This window comes from Oribacterium sp. oral taxon 102 (assembly GCF_013394775.1).
Classification (GTDB): Bacteria; Bacillota; Clostridia; order Lachnospirales; family Lachnospiraceae; genus Oribacterium.
Genome location: NZ_JABXYT010000001.1, coordinates 539488 through 555565, shown reverse-complemented (window position 1 = coordinate 555565; position 16078 = coordinate 539488). Strand labels below are relative to the sequence as shown.

Here is a 16078-nt window from a genome sequence, read left to right as displayed (position 1 = left end):
AGAAGACAAAAGTATTTTCTACAGCATAGCCCGAAACCGCGTCTAATGCAAATGAAAAGAATATAAACAGAGAGATCGGCAGGCGGCAGAAATCGGCACAATAAAAGCCTCCCGTTTAAAACGGGAGGCTGCTCTGTCCTTAAACCCTTAAATTATGCCATTGTACCGACAGCCTTGTAGAGCTGACCGATCTTTCTGGAAGCGTTGTTTGCCTTGTAAACGCCCTTGCTCTGCGCCATGGAGATCTTCTTCTGCGCCATCCGAAGCATGGTATTCGCGGTCTCCTTGTCCCCAGCCTCCACCGCAGCAAATACCTTCTTCATATAGGTCTTGACCTCGGAGCGGATCGCTCTGTTCTTCTCATTCTTCGCCTGTGCGATTGTTACTCTCTTCTTCGCGGATTTAATGTTAGCCATCTTAGCCACCTTTCCAAACTGAAATCTGCATTACTAATTACTATATAGTATGGAAACGGAGCGCTCCGCTTCCCTCGTTTCGACGCCTGGACACGGACGGCTCGAAAACATTCTTTGTTATCATATATAAAAGGGATATCCTTGTCAATACAAAACGCCGATTTACGGCGGAAAAATCACCGGAAATCGCTGGAAAAGCACGCCTCCGCATGGTATAGTCTAAACGACATTCTACACACAGGAGATAAGGGAACGCGAATGGCAAATATCGACCGGAGTAAAATCAGAAATTTTTGTATCATCGCCCACATCGATCACGGCAAATCCACGCTGGCGGATCGCATCATCGAGAAGACGGGCACCCTGACCGAACGCGAAATGCAGTCACAGGTGCTCGATAATATGGATATCGAGCGTGAAAGGGGCATCACGATCAAGTCCCAGAGCGCCCGCATCGTGTACAGGGCGCAGGACGGCGGGGAATACCTCTTCAACCTGATCGACACGCCGGGGCATGTGGACTTCAACTACGAGGTCTCCCGTGCGCTCGCTGCCTGCGACGGAGCGATTCTGATCGTCGACAGCACACAGGGCATTCAGGCGCAGACTCTGGCCAATACCTACCTCGCGCTGGATCATGATCTCGAGATCCTGCCGGTCATCAATAAGATCGATCTTCCCTCCGCAGACCCGGAGCGGGTCGCGCAGGAGATCGAGGATGTGATCGGCATAGAGGCAATGGATGCGCCGCGAATCTCCGCGAAAACCGGCCTGCATATCGAAGAGGTACTCGAGGCAATCGTCCACAGGCTCCCCGCACCGAAGGGTTCTCCGGAGAATCCCCTTCAGGCGCTGATCTTCGACTCCCTCTACGATTCCTACCGCGGCGTCATCATTTTCTGTCGTGTGAAGGAGGGTCGGGTCGCGAAGGGCAGCAATATCCGGCTGATGGCAACCGGTGCGGAATTCACCGTGACCGAGGTCGGCTATTTCGCGCCGGGACAGTTCATCCCCTGCGAAGAGCTCAGCGCCGGCGCGGTGGGCTATCTCACTGCCTCCATCAAAAACATCCGGGATACCCGCGTCGGAGATACGGTCACGACTGTCGAGCATCCCGCCGGAGCCCCGCTGCCGGGCTACAAGAAGGTGCAGAGCATGGTTTTCTGCGGCATCTACCCTGCGGATACCCAGCGCTATCCGGAGCTCCGGGACGCGCTCGAAAAGCTGCAGCTCAATGATGCCGCACTGAACTATGAGCCGGAGACCTCCGCTGCGCTGGGCTTCGGCTTCCGCTGCGGCTTCCTCGGACTGCTGCACCTCGACGTCGTGCAGGAACGGCTCGAACGGGAATACGACCTCGACCTCGTGACGACCGCCCCCTCCGTTGTATACCACATTTACAAAAATGACGGATCGATGATCGAGCTGACCAACCCCTCCAACCTCCCCGATCCGGCAGAGATCGATCATATCGAGGAACCGGTCGTGACGGCGGAGATCATGGTGACACCGGACTATCTCGGTTCCATTATGACCCTCTGTCAGGAGCGGCGCGGCGTCTACCTGTCTACCGACTATATCGAGCAGAGCCGCGCGGTTCTGAAATATGAGCTGCCGCTGAACGAGATCATCTACGACTTCTTCGACGCGCTGAAGTCCCGAAGCCGCGGCTATGCAAGCTTCGACTACGAGCTCAAGGGCTACCAGACCAGCAGGATGGTAAAGCTGGATATTCTCGTGAACCGGCAGCAGATCGATGCGCTCTCCTTCATCGTCCACGCAGACTCCGCCTATGAAAGAGGCAAGAAGATGTGTGAGAAGCTGAAAAACGAGATCCCGCGTCAGCTCTTCGAGATCCCGATTCAGGCGGCGATCGGCGGACACGTCCAGGCACGCGAGACCATCAAGGCGCTCCGCAAGGACGTCCTCGCGAAGTGCTACGGCGGCGATGTCTCCCGTAAAAAGAAGCTGCTCGAGAAGCAGAAGGAGGGAAAGAAGCGGATGCGTCAATTCGGCAATGTCGAGATCCCGCAGAGCGCCTTCATGAGCGTGCTGAAGCTCGATTCGGAATAAGCTTCGTTTAAGAACAATAAAAGATAAGTAAAAGAGGAGGGACTCCGACCGGAGCCTCTCCTCACACTGTATAAGCACCCTGTCATGCAGTCAAATGCGATGCAGGCTTGCTTACGTAAGCATTTGACTATATGACAGGACATTCCGGCAGCGGATTTATCGTTTTTCCAGCTCCGGCATGCGCTCGATCAGCGCGCCGCCGAGCCCATTCTGCCCGATGTGACAGGAAATCAGAAGCGACAGCGGATTCACGACGATCTCCGATCCGAGCCGGTTCGGAAATGCCTCCCGCAGCTCGTCCGCAAACGCCTCCGCCTGCTCGCGGTTGTCGGTATAGGCGACAGCGATATAGCAGTTCTTTCCCTCCGGATCCCCGTGCTTCTTCGCGAGATCCTCCCGCAGTCCGGCGATGATCGCCTCCTTCACCTGCCTCGTGGTTCGCACCTTTGTATAGGAATCGAGCTTCCCGCCCTTCACGATGGTGAGCACCGGCTTGATATGGAGCAGCGTCCCGATCGCTGCCGCAACCGGCGTGATCCTGCCGCCCTTCTTCAGATACTTCAGTGTATCCACCCCGATAAAAATACTGTTCGAGGATGCCTCCCGGTTCAGGATGTCCCGGATCTGATCCGCCGGATACCCCTTCTCCGCCAGCTCCTTCGCGAAGAGGCAATGCTGCCGCTGCACGACCGAGACACCGCGGCTGTCCGCTACGAAAACCCTTCCCTCATACCGCTCCTCCTGCGACAGCATGATCGCCGTCTGCGTAGAGCCCGAAAGCCCCGAGGTCAGCGGAACATGTACGATCGCATCGCATTCCCTGAGCAGCTCGTCCCAGACCCGCATCACGTCCTCCATCGAGGGCTGCGAGGTCGCGACCTCCGCACCCTGCTCCAGCCGCTCGAAGAAGTCCTCTCTCGTAATATTGATATCTTCGAAAAATTCCTGCCCGTCGATACGAAACGGCATCGGCACTACCCGGATGCCCAGCAGTCTGCTCTCCTCCTGCGATATCCCGGAGCCGGAATCTGTGGAAACCTCTATTTTCATATCTGTTCCTCCAATTTTCCATTTGATGATATCGAAAAAGGGGAGCTCTGTCAATTCGGAATCATTTCTCTATAAGGAGAGACTTTCCGGTCATTTCGGCAGGCTGCGGCAGCTCCATGAGCTGGAGAAGCGTCGGCGCGACATCCGCCAGACAGCCGTTTTCCCGGAGCGTATACTTCGGATCGGCGTTCACGAGAATGAACGGAACCGGATTCGTGGTATGCGCCGTGAACGGCTCGCCGGTCTTCTCGTCGATCATCTTGTCCGCATTGCCGTGATCCGCTAAGATGAAGAGCTGCCCATCCGCCTTCTTCACCGCCTCTACCACTCTGCCGACCGCCTCATCGACCACCTCAATCGCCTTCACCGCCGCCGGGATCACGCCGGTATGTCCGACCATATCCGGATTCGCGAAATTCGTGATCACGAGGTCATATTTGCCGGAGCCGATCGCCTCCACCATACGGTCGCAGACCTCCGGACAGGACATCTGCGGCTTCAGATCATAGGTCGCTACATCCTTCGGAGACGGTACGAGGATTCTGTCCTCGCCCGGATTCGGCTCCTCTACGCCGCCGTTGAAGAAGAAGGTCACATGCGCGTACTTCTCCGTCTCCGCGATCCGTACCTGCCGGAGTCCGAGAGACGCCACATACTCTCCGAGGGTATTCGTGATACTCTGCTTCTTAAATGCGACCAGCTTGTTCGGAATCAGCGGGTCGTAGTCAGTGAAGCAGACGAAGCAGGTCTCGATACGGTGCGGCCTCTCAAAGAAGCGGAAATCCGTATCACAGAAGCAGTGCGTCATCTCCCGGGCACGATCCGGACGGAAATTAAAGAAGATTACAGAATCGCCGTCCTGAATGGTCGCGGTCGGCGCGCCGTCCTTCTGAATGACGGTCGGCTCCACGAACTCGTCCAACACCTCTCTCTGATAGCTTGCCTCGATCGCCTCCGATGCAGAGGACGCGGTCACGCCGACCCCCTTCGTCATCGCGTCATACGCCCTCACGACTCGGTCGTAGTTCTTGTCACGATCCATCGCATAGTAGCGTCCGGAGATTGTCGCAATCTCTCCGACCGAAAGCTCCGCCATCTTCTCCTCTACCGCCCGGAGGAAAAGCCGCCCGGAATCCGGCGGCGTATCCCTGCCGTCGAGAAAGGCATGGAGATAAACCCGCTTGAGCCCATTCCGCTTCGCAAGCTCCAGCAATCCGAAGATATGCTCCAGATGAGAATGCACGCCGCCGTCGGAAACCAGCCCCATCAGATGCAGGGCAGAATCCTTCTCCTGACAGTTCCGCACTGCCGCGAGCAGCTCTGCATTTTCAAAGAAATCTCCGTCCTGAATCGACTTGCTGATGCGGGTCAGCTCCTGATAGACGATGCGGCCGGCGCCCATATTCATATGTCCGACCTCAGAGTTCCCCATCTGCCCGTCCGGAAGTCCGACCGCGAGCCCCGACGCGTAGCCGGGAACGAACGGGCACTCCGCCTCGAGCCGATCCATGACCGGTGTCTCCGCCATCGCGATGGCATTTCCCTCCTTCTGTGGGTTCAGTCCGTATCCATCTAAGATCAAAAGTACAACAGGTTTTCTATTCGTCATTTTTTCCTCCGAATCTGTCGCAATGTACTGAAATTTAAACATTGTTCAGTTTATTACAAAGCAGCCCCATAGTCAATCGCTGCACCGTCGGGATTCGGGAAAACTCCCATGTCGGGGAGGATTCGGGAACTTCTGCCAATAACAAAGGAGAGCCGCAGAAGCAGCCCTCCCTGTATTCCCTGTATCAGCCGAAGTATCTCTTCAGCAGTCCGGCAAACGCCTTGCCATGTCTTGCCTCATCGCGTGCCATCTCATGTACAGTATCGTGAATCGCATCGAGGTTCAGCGCCTTTGCCCTCTTCGCGAGGTCGGTCTTGCCCGCGGTAGCGCCGTTCTCTGCCTTCACACGAACCGTAAGGTTCTCCTTGGTGGATGCGGATACGCACTCGCCGAGGAGCTCCGCGAACTTCGATGCATGCTCTGCCTCCTCGAAGGCTGCGGTCTTCCAATACTCGCCGATCTCCGGATACCCCTCGCGGAACGCCACTCTGGACATCGCGAGATACATACCGACCTCAGAGCACTCTCCCTCGAAATTTGCACGGAGGTCAGCCTTGATATCCTCCGGCGCGTCGGAAGCCACGCCTACGACGTGCTCTGCCGCCCATGTCATCTCTCCGCCCTGCTCGATGAACTTCGAAGCCGGCGCCTTGCAAACCGGACATACCTCCGGAGCCTGCTCGCCCTCGAACACATAACCGCATACCGAACATACCCAAGTCTTCATAGTCTTCTCCTTTTCTTTTGAAGTTCAGGCACGGCTCCTCCCGTCCCTGAACAGACTCAACCTTCCCGATTTCCTGTAATCGGTTTTCCCGCCGCAGGGGAACGATGCGGCGTCCTGTCTCCTACACCGCCTGCTTCTCCCTGCAGTCGTCGCAGATTCCATGGAATACCAGCTCATGTCCCGTGATCTCCGCAGGGAGAAAGTCCTCCGCCCGCATGTCCAGATCCTTCGTCACCTCTATCGGCACATCGAATATCCTTCCGCAGCGGTCGCAGACGAAGTGATAATGATTGGAGGTGTTCGGGTCAAAATGATCTGCACCGGACACGAAGGAAAGTTTCTGGATCTCCCCCACCTCGGAAAGCAGCTTCAAATTCCGATAAACTGTCGCGAGGCTGATGTTGGGATCCTTTTCTCTCAGTTCAGCGAAAATGAGATCCGCTGTCGGATGATCGTGATGAAGCTTCAGCTGCTCCTTCACGGCCTCCCTTTGTCTCGAATAATTCATCCTGCTCCTTTCTGTCGTATTCCACTCTGCCGGAATGTCCTTCCAGTAATTCAGAATAATAATCATTATCAACTCTTTGATGAGTATAATTCTTTCTTCTGGTTTTGTCAAGCTGATTCTGTCATAAATCCCCATGCCGGAAATACAGACATTGCAGCAGCTGAAATCTGTGCATTTCTTTGCATTATAACGGAAATGCAGCACAGTTTCAACATGCTTTATATAGTATTATAAAAAGAATAAAGATCAATTGTCCGCGTCCTGCGGAATTGCATTTCTCCGCATTTTTCTTTATAATAAGGAAGCTTATACGCATCACTTTTTATTCATACCTGTTGTCCTGTCATATAGTCAAATGCTTTTGCGCGCAAGCTTACAGCGCATTTGCCTGCATGACAGAGGACTTATACATAAGAAAGAGGAAGGAAGCAGATATATGGGACAAATCAAGGTAGAGAAGGCGCCGATTGAGGGCTTGTACGTCATTACGCCGACGGTGCACGGAGACGAACGCGGCTATTTCATGGAGACCTACAATCAGCAGGATCTCCGTGAAGCGGGGCTCAATATGATTTTCGTGCAGGACAATCAGAGCATGTCCGTAAAGGGCGTGCTGCGCGGGCTGCATTATCAGAAGCAATACCCGCAGGGCAAGCTCGTCCGGGTCATCCGCGGACGGGTCTATGACGTCGCCGTCGATCTCCGGAAGGAAAGCCCCAGCTACGGGCAGTATTTCGGCGTAGAGCTCAGTGCGGAAAATCAGAAGCAGTTCTATATTTCCGAGGGCTTCGCGCACGGCTTCCTCGTGCTCTCCGATACCGCAGAATTCTGCTACAAGGTCACGGACTTCTACCACCCGGGCGACGAGGGCGGGCTCGCCTGGAATGATCCGGAGATCGGCATTCGCTGGCCGGAGCTCTGTGGGAACTATGCAGGCACCGCCTCCGCAGAGGGCTACCGCCTTTCGGACGGAACCCCTCTTACGCTCTCCGAAAAGGATCAGCGCTGGCTCGGACTTCGGGACAGCTTCCGCTTCGAAGGGTAACGCAAAATGAAGAATCCGGATCTTCGCATCCTCCGCTATGAGATCCCGAAAAGCCTGGACGGCATCCGCGTCGGGGCTTTTCTTCGTGAAAAGGGATATTCCAGACATATTCTGAGCCATCTGAAGCGTACGAATCTCCCGGACTGCTGCGGCATCACACGAAACGGGGAGCATATCTTCACCACGCACCGGCTCTCCGGCGGTGACCTTCTCGAGGTGCGGCTGCTCGAAACGGACGAGAGCGAGTATGTCCCGGAGAGTCCGCTCCCAATCGACATGATCTATGAGGATGAGGATATCCAGCTCATCCAGAAGCCTGCGGGACTTCCCGTTCATCCCTCCAAGGGGCACTTCGGCGACAGTCTCGGGAACGCGCTCTGCTACTATGCGCATCACAGTCTGGGAAAGGAGAAGTTCATCTACCGTGTCATCAACCGCCTGGATCGCGATACCAGCGGGCTGCTGATCTGTGCGAAAAACATGCTTGCCGCCGGCGTGCTGGGTGCGGCGCTCACCGCGCGGGAAATCCGGAGAGAGTACCTCGCGATCTGCTGCGGAAATCCGATGGAAACACTGGAAAGAGGGCTCCCCGCGGTTTCCGCAGCGCCCTTCCCCTCTCTCTCCGAAGCGCACGATGCCGCGAAGAGCACCGCTCCCGGACTCCGCATCTCTGCGCCGCTGCTCGATCAGGGGGATGTCGCGATGAAGCGCTGCGTAGACTTCGAGCGGGGCATCCGCGCCGTAAGCTTCCTGCAGCTTCTCGAATACGACAGCGCGCGGGATCTCTCCCTGATCCGCCTGCGGCTCGAGACCGGACGCACGCATCAGATCCGCGTCCACATGCTCTACCTCGGTCATCCTCTGCCCGGCGACTTCCTCTATCACCCGAACTTCCGCTATATTTCCCGGCAGGCGCTGCATTCCCACGCGCTCCGCTTCCGCCATCCCATCAACGGGCAAACACTCTGCTTCGAGGCGCCGCTCCCCGCCGATATGCGTAATCTCTTCCCGCATTACAGAGAGCATCACGCCGTCCCCGCCGCGAGGATGGTATGAAATGCAGCATCAGCGAAGCGCTTCGCAATTCACTGAAGCAGAAATGATGGCAATGAATTGGATTGTTGTGAAAATGAGGACGATAAATTTGAAATGGAATTTCAGCGAATTGCTTATGAGGACATCATGCCTTCGCCGCGCTTTCCTTGACTTTTCCGGACTTTTGTCGTTAAATGAGGATGTTCCGTTCCGGGTTTCCGGACGCTGAACAGACGGCGCTATGCGGCAGTGTGGAATGGCATGGTTTTCCAGCGATATTCACAGACCATACCGGAGCGTCCGTTCTGATTTCAGGAAAAGATATTTGCAATGCAAAATTTTATTCACTGAAGGGAGTATCCATGAAAAAACAGATTCTAGCCGGCATTCTCGCCGGTCTTTTGGTGTTGTCTCTCGCTGCCTGCGGTTCCGCCGCAGTTCCCGGCGAATCCGGCGCAGCCGCCGCATCCTCCGAGGCTTCCGACAGTCCGGAGGCTTCCACGCTTCATGTCGCAATGATGACGGATCCGGAGGGGCTGGATCCTCAGAAGACCGCGGCAGCCTCCACCTATCTCGTCAGCAGCAACGTCTATGAGCCGCTCATTCTGATCGACCAGAACTGGGAGGTGCAGCCCCGCCTCGCAACGTCCTGGGAAGTAGCGGAGGATCATCGCTCCGTGCTCTTCCATCTGAAAAGGGGTGTGAAATTCCATGACGGCAGGGAAATGACCGCAGAGGACGTCAAATATTCCATCGAGCGTCTCCACGAGGAGGACAGCCCGAAGAAAAAATACTATCAGAATATTACCGCTACGGAAATCTATGACGATTATACGATCCGTTTTCTCACAGAGAAGCCGGATGCCGATCTTTTGAGCAGCTTCGCTTACCCCTGGTCCGTCATTGTCCCGAAGGACAGCGGCGACAGTCTGAAGACCAAACCGGTCGGGACGGGTGCCTATCGCTTCGTAAGCTGGACACCGCAGCAGGAGCTTAGCCTCACGCGGAATGAAGACTACCACGATATCCCCGCTTCAATCGAAAATATCCACTACCAGATCATTCCGGACAACAACTCCGCCATGGTCGGGCTGCTCAGCGGCGAGATCGACCTCGTAGACCTTACCGGCACACCGATTGATCCTATTCGGGACAATCCTGCGGTCTCCCTCTACCAGAAGAGCCTGAATTCCGTGACCATCGTCGGAATGAATCTGGACAATCCCCTGCTCAAAAATCCTCTGCTCCGGCAGGCCATGGCGAGCGCCATCGACAAGGACGAGATCATCCGTTCCGTAAACCAGGGCTTCGGTGACAAGGTCGGCTCCTACCTGCCCTATGGCGCAAAGGAATATATCGATACCAACGCGGCGATTCCATACGATCCGGAGCACGCGAAGCAGCTCCTCGCAGAGGCAGGCTATCCGGACGGCTTCACGATCGGTCTGACGCTCCCGAAGAGCTATCCCGTCTATCTGAATACCGGTCTGATTCTCGCCGATCAGCTCGAGCGGGTCGGCATCCATTGCGAAATCGAGGTCGTCGCCTGGGCGGACTGGATGCAGAAGGTCTATACCGACAAAAACTATGATATGACCGTCATGGCAAACTCCGGACGGCTCAATGCCTATGACTTCATTGCCCGCTTCCATTCCCAGAGCGGCGACTACATCAGTGATCGGAGCGGCGAGGCGGACAGCCTGCTGGACAGCCTGAAAAATGAGCTTGACGAAGAGAAGCGAAGCGAACTGATCCGGCAGTTCCAGACACTGATTTCCGAACAGGTGCCCGTCATTCCGATTGAGACGCAGCAGCGGATCTACGCAATGTCCTCCCGTCTCAAGGGCTATGTGATGTACCCGTCTGAAACCACAGAGTACAAGCTGCTGCATTTCGAGCAGCAGGGAGCTTAGTGTTTTCCATGCTGAACTACACGATCAAACGAATCTATGCAGCGCTTCTCGTCCTGCTCGCCGTCACGGCGATTACATTTTTCACGCTGCGAAGCTTCGCCGGCAGCGCTGCCATGCTGTCTCTCGGGACAGATGCCTCGACAGAGCAGCTTCGGCAGCTGGAGCGGCAGCTGGGGCTGGATCTTCCGTGGTATCTGCAATATCTGCATTGGCTCCGGAGCCTGCTTCGGTTTGATCTCGGCAGCAGCCTCCTCTACGGCGAGAAGGTTCGCACCCTGATCCTGCAGCGGCTTCCGGTGACGCTCTCTCTCTCGGCATGCAGTATGCTGATGAGCCTGAGCCTGGCGCTTCCTCTGGGGATCGCCGCTGCCGCCGGAAAGAACAGGCTGCCGGATATCCTTTCCCGCAGCCTGCTCCAGCTCGGAAGCGCAATTCCCGCTTTCTGGCTCAGTCTCCTGCTCATCCTCTTTTTTTCTCTCAGGAGGAAATGCTTTCCTGCCTCTGGCTTCACCCCGCTGTCCGCAGGCTTCCTGCCTTATCTGAGGAGCATCTTTCTGCCCTCGCTGGCACTGTCCCTCGCAGAGACGGCACCACTGCTTCGGCTGCTCCGAACCAGTATGCTGCACGCGCTCTCGGAGGACTACATCGTCATGGCAAGGGTGCAGGGGCTTCCTGCACACAAAATTTATCTGAAATATGCGCTCCGTTCCTCCCTGACTGCGCCTCTCAGCATGGCAGGCATCCAGTTTGCGAAGCTGCTCGGCGGCACTACGGTGGTGGAGAGCGTATTCGCCCTGCCGGGGCTGGGGCGGCTGCTGCTCATTGCAGTGGAGCAGCGGGATCTCCCACTGCTCCAGGGCTGCGTGGTCTTCATCACCGCCGCCGTCGTGCTCTGCACGCTCCTCGTGGATCTGCTCGGCACGGCGCTGCATCCCAGGACTCGGCTTACAGAGGAGCTGCCGTCATGAAAATCAGAAACTGGAATCTCCGGCTCGGGCTCGGGCTGCTGCTCGCACTCTGCCTGCTCTGCCTGCTTTCCTTCGTTTACCTTCCCTATCCGCCGAATCAGATGGATAATCTGCACCCCTTCCTCCGCATAGGGCAGACACCGGGGCACCTGCTCGGCACAGATCAGTACGGAAGAGACATCCTCAGCCGGATCCTATACGGTTCCCGCACCGTGCTGCTGATCGGCTTCGTCTCGGTTGCGAGCGGCGCTCTCCTCGGCACTCTGCTGGGCGCTGCGGCGGCGATCCGCAAGGGCATCCTCGAGACACTGATCCTCCGAAGCATCGACGGGCTGCTCGCCTTTCCCGGCATCCTCCTCGCACTGATGCTGGTCGCTGCCATCGGCAAGGGCGAGCCTGCGGCGATCCTCGCCATCAGCGTCTTTACTGTCGCGCCCTTTGCGCGTCTCAGCTACGCTCTGATTCTGGAGAAGGAGAAGCTCCCCATGATCAAGGCGGCACGGAGCTTCTCCGTGAGCCGGCTCCGTCTGCTCACGCACTATTATTTTCCGATGCTGCTTCCCCGACTCCTGACGCAGTTCTCTGCCAGTATCGCCACCGCGATCATGACGGAGGCGGCGCTCTCCTTCTTGGGACTGGGCGTACAGCCGCCGGATGCCAGCTGGGGGCTGATGCTCTCGGAGGCGAAGGACTACGCCCTGCTCTATCCCTACCTCGCGGCACCTCCGGCGGTCTGTATCTCTCTCTCGGTGCTGGGCTTCCAGCTCCTCGGCGATGGTCTTAGCGACCTGCTCCTCTCCAAAGAGCAGGCAGGCTAGGCGCGAAACAGACACAGGAGGAGACACATTGAAAAAAGAAATCCTGATTTCCATACGAAATCTCAGCATCTGTTCAGAAAAACAGACGCTGCTTCACCGGCTCAGTCTGGATATCTGCCGGGATGAAATTCTCGGCGTCGCCGGCGAATCCGGCAGTGGCAAAACCATGCTCTTCCGCGCTCTGCTCCGCATTCTCCCGGAGGCTGTGCAGTTTCATGCAGAACGGCTTTCGCTCTTCGGCACGGATTGCCGGGCGCTCCCTCTCCGGAAATGGAGGCGGCTGCTCGGAACGCATGTCGGCTGGATTCCGCAGAATACAATATTCTATCTGCACCCTGATCTCCGCATCCGCTCACAGATCACCGACGGCTTCCTCTCTGCCGGGAGGGGAAGCCGGAAGGAAGCGCTGCTCCGGGCAGAGGCACTGCTCCGCCGGGTCGGCTTCGAGGATCCGTCGCGGATCCTGCGCTCCTATGCCTGGCAGCTTTCCGGAGGGATGCGGCAGCGCGTCAACATCGCCATGGCACTGATGAACGATCCGGAGCTGCTGATCGCTGATGAACCGACCACTGCGCTGGATGCCGGGATCGCCCGACAGATCCTCACGCTTTTCCGGGAGCTTCATCAGGAGAGGGGCATCTCCATCGTCCTCATCAGCCACAACCTGCGGCTCCTCCGGCAATATTCCGAGCGGATCGCCGTCCTTTATGCAGGGCGTCTCGTGGAACTCACGGACACCGCGCAGCTCTTCCGCGCGGCGGCGCACCCCTACAGCAGAGCTCTGCTCCGCATCATTCCGCCGCTCGGCACGCCCCCGGAGCGGCTGCCCGCGCTCCCGGGCTTCGTTCCGGACAGCGGCAGGGATACAGAACGCTGCATCTTCGCGCCGCGCTGTCCGGACTATACGTCCGCCTGCGAGACAGTGCAAAGCCTGCGGGAGCTTGCACCGGGGCACTTCTGTCGCTGCTGCCTCGCCGAAAAAGGAGAAGATAATGACTGAACCGCTTCTGTCCTGCGAGGGACTCTGCAAAAGCTTCGCCGACTCCTATTCTCCGATCCTGCACCGTCCGCGCCATACGCTTCGCGCTGTCGACCGGATCACGCTGCAGCTCCATGCCGGAGAGATCCTCGGCATCGTCGGAGAGTCCGGAAGCGGAAAGTCCACCGCCGCAGAGCTGCTGGGCGGCTTACAGACTCCGGATAGCGGCATCGTCCGCTTCCGCGGAAAGGATATCCGCTCACTTCGGGGGGACAGCTACCGCTGCTTCCGCCGCAGCGTACAGTATGTGTTTCAGGATCCGCTCGGCTCTATGAATCCCAACGCGTCTATCCTCTCCATCCTTACCGAGCCGCTGTACACACTGCGGCTCGAGCCGTCCGCCGCGAAGAGACGGCAGCGGGCAGAGGAAATCTGCGACACTGTCGGATTGGAAAGCGCCGTGCTCCGGAAGCGTCCGCGGGAGCTGTCCGGCGGGCAGGCGCAGCGCATCGCCATCGGGCGAGCGCTCATCAGCCGCCCGGAGCTCCTCATCTGTGACGAAGCAGTCTCCGCTCTGGACGTATCCATACAAGCGCAGATCCTGAATCTGCTGAAGGAGCTTAGAGAACGGTACCGCATCGCCTGTCTCTTCATCAGCCACGATATTTCCGTCGTAAACTTCCTCGCCGACCGCATCGCCGTGATGTATCAGGGAAGGCTTATCGAGGAGGGCGCTGCCGCAGAGCTGCTGCAAGCCCCGAGAGAGGAATATACGAAGCTGCTGCTGCGGGATACACTGCGATAGGCCACGGAGCATTTGCTTAAAAAATACACCTTACATAGAAAAGCAAATGCTTTGCAATGAATAAATAAAGAGGGATATGGCACAGGTTAATTTCAGAGTAGACGATACCGTTAAAGAGAAGAATGAAATCTCAGAAATTAAAATCCCCCGGCAGGTCGAAGCCCATCCGGGAGATTTGCGTCACAGCTCTGTTCTGCTTCCGTATCCTTTGCGGCTGCGCCGCGCCTTTCTCAATACTCAATAATTGTCCGCATGAATCTCGAAGTAGCTCTGCGGATGATTGCAGGTCGGGCAGATCTCCGGCGCCTTCGTGCCGACCACGATATGCCCGCAGTTCCGGCATTCCCAGACCTTCACCTCGCTCTTCGTGAAGACCTCTGCCAGCTCGACATTCTTCAGCAGCGCACGGTAGCGCTCCTCGTGATGCTTCTCGATCGCCGCAACCAGACGGAAGCGTGCAGCAAGCTCCGGAAAGCCCTCCTCCTCCGCAGTCTTGGCGAAGCCGGCGTACATATCCGTCCACTCGTAGTTCTCTCCCTCCGCCGCAGATTTCAGATTCTCCGCCGTATTACCGATCCCTCCGAGCTCCTTGAACCAGAGCTTCGCATGCTCCTTCTCGTTGTCCGCCGTCTTCTGGAAAAGCGCAGAGATCTGCTCATAGCCCTCCTTCTTCGCCACGGATGCGAAGTAGCTGTACTTGTTCCTCGCCTCCGACTCTCCGGCAAACGCCGCCAGCAGGTTCTTCTCCGTCTGTGTTCCCTTGTAATCTCGCATATCCATTCTCCTTATAAATAGACTCTCACGCCGGAAATACCGGCTCCCTGTATTGCTATCATTATAGAAAGGAATGCGCCTCTTGTCAATAGAAACGATAATTATTATTGATTTAAGAGCTATGATCCGAAGGAGCAAACAGCTCGCGGCAGGAGAAGCGAGTGCGCCTCCCCTGCCGCGAGCTGTGCAAAAGCCCTTCTTACATCAGCTTAAGGTAAAGATTCTTAATATCCTCAAAGCTAGGCTCCTTCGGATTGCCCGGCTTGCAGGCGTCATCCATCGCAGACTGGGTGAGGAAGTCCAGATCCTCCGGCTTCACAATCGCCTTCAGATCAGCCGGAATGCCGACGTCGGCGGAGAGCTTCTTCACCGCGTCAACCGCAGCCTTTCTGTATTCCTCCTGACTCATCCCCTCTACGCCCTCGACCCCCATTGCAATCGCGATATCCTTGAACTTCTCGCCTGTCGCATCGGCATTGTACTCCATGATCGTAGGCAGGAGAATCGCATTTGCCACGCCGTGCGGCGTATCATATACGGCACCCAGAGAATGTGCCATGGAATGCACGATGCCGAGCCCACAGTTTGAGAAGCCCATGCCGGTGAGATACTGCCCGAGCGCCATTCCCGCTCTGCCCTCCTTCGTATTCTCCACGGCGCCCCTCAGGTTCTTCGCAATCAGCTCGATCGCCTTCAGGTTGAACATATCCGTAATGGTGTTCGCGCCGCGGGTCGTGTAGCCCTCGATCGCGTGGGTGAGCGCATCCATGCCGGTCGAAGCGGTGAGGCCCTTCGGCATCGAACTCATCATCTCCGGGTCCACAAAGGCCACCACCGGGATGTCATGCGGGTCTACGCACACGAACTTCCGCTTCTTTTCCACATCGGTGATCACATAGTTGATCGTCACCTCCGCTGCCGTACCGGCTGTCGTCGGAACCGCGAAGATCGGAATGCTGGGCTTCTTCGTCGCGGAGAGTCCCTCCAGACTTCTCACATCCTCGAACTCCGGATTGGTAATGATGATGCCGATCGCCTTCGAGGTGTCCATGGAGGAACCGCCGCCGATCGCAATGATGTAATCCGCGCCGGATTTCCGGAAGGCCGCAACGCCGCTCTGCACATTCTCAATGGTAGGATTGGGGCGGATGTCGGAATAGATCTCAAACTCCATGCCCTCTGCCTTGAGGAGCTCCGTCACCTTATCCGTCACCTTGAACTTGAGGAGATCCGGATCCGAGCAGACGAACGCCTTTCGGAAGCCTCTGCCCTTCGCCTCCTTCGGGATCTCCTGAATCGCTCCCGCTCCATGATAAGAGGTTTCATTCAATACAATTCTGTCAGCCATTTCTCTTTCC

General features: G+C 56.8%; 16 protein-coding genes. 9 read left to right on the top strand and 7 right to left on the bottom strand.

What is annotated here, in order from left to right; all coding sequences use genetic code 11:
• Positions 1 to 152 precede the first annotated feature (152 nt).
• Positions 153 to 416, bottom strand: a complete 264-nt coding sequence (gene rpsT, locus HW273_RS02560) for a 30S ribosomal protein S20 (RefSeq protein WP_179010297.1) — start codon at positions 414 to 416, stop codon at positions 153 to 155.
• A 258-nt stretch (positions 417 to 674) separates the two neighbouring features.
• Here rpsT and lepA point away from each other — a divergent pair, with 258 nt between their 5' ends.
• Positions 675 to 2489, top strand: a complete 1815-nt coding sequence (gene lepA / locus HW273_RS02555; protein ID WP_179010296.1) for a translation elongation factor 4 — start codon at positions 675 to 677, stop codon at positions 2487 to 2489.
• 156 nt (positions 2490 to 2645) lie between these two features.
• Here lepA and HW273_RS02550 read toward each other — a convergent pair whose 3' ends face one another.
• The 4 genes from HW273_RS02550 to HW273_RS02535 all read right to left on the bottom strand — a co-directional run bounded on the left by HW273_RS02550 (position 2646) and on the right by HW273_RS02535 (position 6383).
• Positions 2646 to 3539 (bottom strand): DegV family protein, encoded by an 894-nt coding sequence (locus HW273_RS02550; protein ID WP_179010295.1) that lies wholly within the window; start codon positions 3537 to 3539, stop codon positions 2646 to 2648.
• A 61-nt stretch (positions 3540 to 3600) separates the two neighbouring features.
• Positions 3601 to 5148 (bottom strand): 2,3-bisphosphoglycerate-independent phosphoglycerate mutase, encoded by a 1548-nt coding sequence (gene gpmI, locus HW273_RS02545; RefSeq protein WP_179010294.1) that lies wholly within the window; start codon positions 5146 to 5148, stop codon positions 3601 to 3603.
• A gap of 184 nt (positions 5149 to 5332) precedes the next feature.
• Entirely contained in the window at positions 5333 to 5875 is a 543-nt protein-coding gene (locus HW273_RS02540) for an NADH peroxidase (protein ID WP_179010293.1), read from the bottom strand.
• A 121-nt stretch (positions 5876 to 5996) separates the two neighbouring features.
• Positions 5997 to 6383 (bottom strand): Fur family transcriptional regulator, encoded by a 387-nt coding sequence (locus HW273_RS02535; protein ID WP_179012397.1) that lies wholly within the window; start codon positions 6381 to 6383, stop codon positions 5997 to 5999.
• A gap of 436 nt (positions 6384 to 6819) precedes the next feature.
• Between HW273_RS02535 and rfbC the strand changes: the two genes are divergently transcribed.
• The 8 genes from rfbC to HW273_RS02495 all read left to right on the top strand — a co-directional run bounded on the left by rfbC (position 6820) and on the right by HW273_RS02495 (position 14190).
• Positions 6820 to 7428: a dTDP-4-dehydrorhamnose 3,5-epimerase gene (rfbC, locus tag HW273_RS02530; RefSeq protein WP_179010292.1), complete on the top strand. Its 609-nt coding sequence runs from the start codon at positions 6820 to 6822 to the stop codon at positions 7426 to 7428.
• Positions 7429 to 7434: 6 nt separating this feature from the next.
• Positions 7435 to 8484, top strand: coding sequence for an RluA family pseudouridine synthase (locus HW273_RS02525; protein ID WP_179010291.1), 1050 nt, complete (start codon positions 7435 to 7437; stop codon positions 8482 to 8484).
• Positions 8485 to 8825: 341 nt separating this feature from the next.
• Entirely contained in the window at positions 8826 to 10376 is a 1551-nt protein-coding gene (locus HW273_RS02520; protein WP_179010290.1) for an ABC transporter substrate-binding protein, read from the top strand.
• Positions 10377 to 10384: 8 nt separating this feature from the next.
• Positions 10385 to 11344, top strand: a complete 960-nt coding sequence (locus HW273_RS02515; RefSeq protein WP_179010289.1) for an ABC transporter permease — start codon at positions 10385 to 10387, stop codon at positions 11342 to 11344.
• Positions 11341 to 12162 (top strand): ABC transporter permease, encoded by an 822-nt coding sequence (locus tag HW273_RS02510; protein WP_179010288.1) that lies wholly within the window; start codon positions 11341 to 11343, stop codon positions 12160 to 12162. Before HW273_RS02515 ends, HW273_RS02510 begins: the two co-directional genes overlap by 4 nt.
• A gap of 28 nt (positions 12163 to 12190) precedes the next feature.
• Positions 12191 to 13162 carry an ABC transporter ATP-binding protein gene (locus HW273_RS02505; RefSeq protein WP_179010287.1) on the top strand — a complete coding sequence of 324 codons (972 nt, stop codon included), beginning with the start codon at positions 12191 to 12193 and terminating at the stop codon, positions 13160 to 13162.
• Positions 13155 to 13946, top strand: a complete 792-nt coding sequence (locus HW273_RS02500; RefSeq protein WP_179010286.1) for an ABC transporter ATP-binding protein — start codon at positions 13155 to 13157, stop codon at positions 13944 to 13946. Before HW273_RS02505 ends, HW273_RS02500 begins: the two co-directional genes overlap by 8 nt.
• Before the next feature lie 76 nt (positions 13947 to 14022).
• Positions 14023 to 14190, top strand: coding sequence for a hypothetical protein (locus HW273_RS02495; RefSeq protein WP_179010285.1), 168 nt, complete (start codon positions 14023 to 14025; stop codon positions 14188 to 14190).
• Here HW273_RS02495 and rbr read toward each other — a convergent pair.
• Together rbr and fucO are read right to left on the bottom strand one after the other, a co-directional pair.
• Positions 14184 to 14720: a rubrerythrin gene (gene rbr, locus HW273_RS02490; RefSeq protein WP_179010284.1), complete on the bottom strand. Its 537-nt coding sequence runs from the start codon at positions 14718 to 14720 to the stop codon at positions 14184 to 14186. The two genes, HW273_RS02495 and rbr, sit on opposite strands and share 7 nt — an antisense overlap.
• 199 nt (positions 14721 to 14919) lie before the next feature.
• Positions 14920 to 16068: a lactaldehyde reductase gene (gene fucO, locus HW273_RS02485; protein WP_179010283.1), complete on the bottom strand. Its 1149-nt coding sequence runs from the start codon at positions 16066 to 16068 to the stop codon at positions 14920 to 14922.
• Between the last annotated feature and the right edge of the window lie 10 nt (positions 16069 to 16078).

What these genes read in the sequence shown, in the direction of transcription:
- HW273_RS02510 (WP_179010288.1), top strand. Translation starts at nt 11,341, where the DNA reads ATGAAAATCAGAAACTGGAATCTCCGGCTCGGGCTCGGGCTGCTGCTC.
- HW273_RS02515 (WP_179010289.1), top strand. Translation starts at nt 10,385, where the DNA reads ATGCTGAACTACACGATCAAACGAATCTATGCAGCGCTTCTCGTCCTG.
- HW273_RS02550 (WP_179010295.1), bottom strand. Translation starts at nt 3,539, where the DNA reads ATGAAAATAGAGGTTTCCACAGATTCCGGCTCCGGGATATCGCAGGAG.
- rfbC (WP_179010292.1), top strand. Translation starts at nt 6,820, where the DNA reads ATGGGACAAATCAAGGTAGAGAAGGCGCCGATTGAGGGCTTGTACGTC.
- HW273_RS02495 (WP_179010285.1), top strand. Translation starts at nt 14,023, where the DNA reads ATGGCACAGGTTAATTTCAGAGTAGACGATACCGTTAAAGAGAAGAAT.
- HW273_RS02540 (WP_179010293.1), bottom strand. Translation starts at nt 5,875, where the DNA reads ATGAAGACTTGGGTATGTTCGGTATGCGGTTATGTGTTCGAGGGCGAG.
- rpsT (WP_179010297.1), bottom strand. Translation starts at nt 416, where the DNA reads ATGGCTAACATTAAATCCGCGAAGAAGAGAGTAACAATCGCACAGGCG.
- HW273_RS02525 (WP_179010291.1), top strand. Translation starts at nt 7,435, where the DNA reads ATGAAGAATCCGGATCTTCGCATCCTCCGCTATGAGATCCCGAAAAGC.
- rbr (WP_179010284.1), bottom strand. Translation starts at nt 14,720, where the DNA reads ATGCGAGATTACAAGGGAACACAGACGGAGAAGAACCTGCTGGCGGCG.
- HW273_RS02520 (WP_179010290.1), top strand. Translation starts at nt 8,826, where the DNA reads ATGAAAAAACAGATTCTAGCCGGCATTCTCGCCGGTCTTTTGGTGTTG.
- HW273_RS02535 (WP_179012397.1), bottom strand. Translation starts at nt 6,383, where the DNA reads ATGAATTATTCGAGACAAAGGGAGGCCGTGAAGGAGCAGCTGAAGCTT.
- gpmI (WP_179010294.1), bottom strand. Translation starts at nt 5,148, where the DNA reads ATGACGAATAGAAAACCTGTTGTACTTTTGATCTTAGATGGATACGGA.
- HW273_RS02500 (WP_179010286.1), top strand. Translation starts at nt 13,155, where the DNA reads ATGACTGAACCGCTTCTGTCCTGCGAGGGACTCTGCAAAAGCTTCGCC.
- lepA (WP_179010296.1), top strand. Translation starts at nt 675, where the DNA reads ATGGCAAATATCGACCGGAGTAAAATCAGAAATTTTTGTATCATCGCC.
- fucO (WP_179010283.1), bottom strand. Translation starts at nt 16,068, where the DNA reads ATGGCTGACAGAATTGTATTGAATGAAACCTCTTATCATGGAGCGGGA.